Origin of the sequence: Mesorhizobium sp. M7A.F.Ca.CA.001.08.2.1, from assembly GCF_003998455.1 — a bacterium.
GTDB classification, from domain to species: Bacteria; Pseudomonadota; Alphaproteobacteria; order Rhizobiales; family Rhizobiaceae; genus Mesorhizobium; species Mesorhizobium ciceri.
This window is the reverse complement of record NZ_RZPW01000998.1, coordinates 1-1,839: the sequence shown is the minus strand read 5'-3', so window position 1 is coordinate 1,839 and position 1,839 is coordinate 1. Positions and strand designations below refer to the sequence as shown.

Here is a 1,839-nt window from a genome sequence, read left to right as displayed (position 1 = left end):
GGGGAAAGGCTTGAGGATAAAGGAATTTATGATTTTCACAGAAATGGGGAAATTGGCAAAGCCGGCATTGTTGGTGCGCGCGGACGCGGCGAGCTTGCCGGCTTCGTCATACAGCCGCACCATGATCCCGGCCATCGGCCGGTCTCCGGCGCCGTATTTGCCGTCGCGATCGACATCGAAATAGACGAAGGACGAGTAATTGAGCATGCCTCCGCGGCCGCTCCAGTCGGTGCGGACGGCATAGTCGGCAGCCGGATTGGTCTGCCGCCGTCCCTTGCGGCGGCTGCGCTTCCGCCACAGCCGCCAGGACACGACAGCTGCCGCAAGCACCACAAGGGCGGCGAACAGCATCTCGACAGCGCCCAAGTCAGGCATGGAGCCTCGTTTCACAGATCTCGTGGAGGATTGCGTTCATGGGCGATCCGGCTGCGTCGGAATACTTTGCCGACAGGTTATTGCATGTCGGCCAAAAGCGAACCCGGGTTTGGGACAGCGACATGCATCAAGACAAAAGACTTAAAGCGCGTTGCATGGATCCGTTCAAGCGCGACGCATGAAAGCAGTCGCCTTACTTCAATTCCACCCACACCGGCGCATGGTCGCTGGCACCGTCCTCGCCGCGCACGTCGCGGTCGATGCCGGCGGCGGTCAGGCGGCGTGCCAGTTTCTTCGACAGCAGGATGTGATCGAGCCGGAGGCCCGCATCGCGCGGCCAGCGGTTGCGGCGATAGTCCCAGAATGTGTAAAGCGTTTCCTTCGGATGCTTCTTGCGCAGGGCATCAAGCCAACCCTGGTCGAGCAGGCGCCGGAACGACGCCCGGCTTTCCGGCTGCACCAGCGCGTTGTCGTCATAGGAGCGGGTGGCGTAGATATCGCGCGGCTCGGGCACGATGTTGTAGTCGCCGGCCAGCACCACCGGCAGGCCGGTGTCGAGCAACTGTTCGGCATGCGCCTCCAGCCGCGCGTGCCAGGCGAGCTTGTAGGCGAATTTCGGGCCGGGCTGGGGATTGCCGTTCGGCGCATAGAGGCAAGCGACGACAATGCCATTCACCGCCGCCTCGATGTAGCGGCTCTGCCTGTCGGCTTCGTCGCCGGGCAAGGCATCGCGGGTCAACACGGGCTCGGCACTCCGCGCCAGGATGGCAACGCCGTTCCAGGTCGGCTCGCCCTTCCACACCGCGCCATAGCCGGCCGCCGCCAATGCCGAGCGCGGAAACTGCATGTCGCGTGCCTTCAACTCCTGCAGGCACACGACATCGGGCTTTGCCACAGCCAGCCATGTCAGCAGGTTTTCAAGCCGGCTGTTGATGTTGTTGACGTTGAAGGAGGCGATCTTCATCGCTTCAGGAAGCGATCCGACCCGACCACGCCTTGACCGTCCCGGCCAGCGTCTTCAGATGATCGGCGGTCGAAAACCCCGAAACACTCTTGCGAGGCTTGAGATCGTGGTCGCCGTCCTCCAGCCAGATCACCTCGATGCGATCGGAAAGGTCATAAGTCGCAACCTCGTCCCTGGTGCCGAACTCGTCGCGGGTGCCCTGGAAGATCAGCGTCGGCGTCTTCAGATCGGCGAGGTGTTTGGTCCGCAATTGATCGGGCTTGGCCGGCGGATGGAAGGGATAGCCGAGGCACAGCAGGCCTGAAATCTCGCCCTTGGCAAACATCTCGTCGGCGACCATCGAGGCGACGCGCCCGCCCATCGACTTGCCGCCGATGACGAGCGGGCCGGTCACGCCCTTCGCCCTGAGGTCGGCTATCGCCTTGATATATTCCGGGTTGACCGTCTCGGCCCGCGGCGGCGGCTTGCGGTGGCCATAGCGGCGGGCAGCCATATTGTGG

The 1,839-nt window shown here is 63.3% G+C and carries 3 protein-coding genes and 1 pseudogene; 1 reads left to right on the top strand and 3 read right to left on the bottom strand.

Going from position 1 to position 1,839, the window contains the following annotated elements:
- A pseudogene (locus EN914_RS33985) lies at positions 1–375 on the bottom strand (SdrD B-like domain-containing protein); the annotation flags it as partial.
- Between the two features lie 38 nt (positions 376–413).
- Here EN914_RS33985 and EN914_RS33980 point away from each other — a divergent pair.
- A complete protein-coding gene (locus EN914_RS33980; RefSeq protein ID WP_127219047.1) occupies positions 414–557 on the top strand; it encodes a hypothetical protein in 144 nt (47 codons plus the stop codon).
- Between the two features lie 11 nt (positions 558–568).
- Here the strand turns inward: EN914_RS33980 and EN914_RS33975 are convergent, their stop codons facing one another.
- Both EN914_RS33975 and EN914_RS33970 read right to left on the bottom strand, forming a co-directional pair.
- Positions 569–1,339 (bottom strand): exodeoxyribonuclease III, encoded by a 771-nt coding sequence (locus tag EN914_RS33975; protein WP_024501729.1) that lies wholly within the window; start codon positions 1,337–1,339, stop codon positions 569–571.
- Between the two features lie 4 nt (positions 1,340–1,343).
- On the bottom strand, positions 1,344–1,839 hold a 496-nt coding region (locus tag EN914_RS33970), incomplete at its 5' end, for an alpha/beta family hydrolase (protein ID WP_127389613.1).

Bases quoted from the DNA above. Each gene is read 5' to 3' on its own strand.
- EN914_RS33980 (WP_127219047.1), top strand. From the start codon at position 414: ATGGGCGATCCGGCTGCGTCGGAATACTTTGCCGACAGGTTATTGCAT.
- EN914_RS33975 (WP_024501729.1), bottom strand. From the start codon at position 1,339: ATGAAGATCGCCTCCTTCAACGTCAACAACATCAACAGCCGGCTTGAA.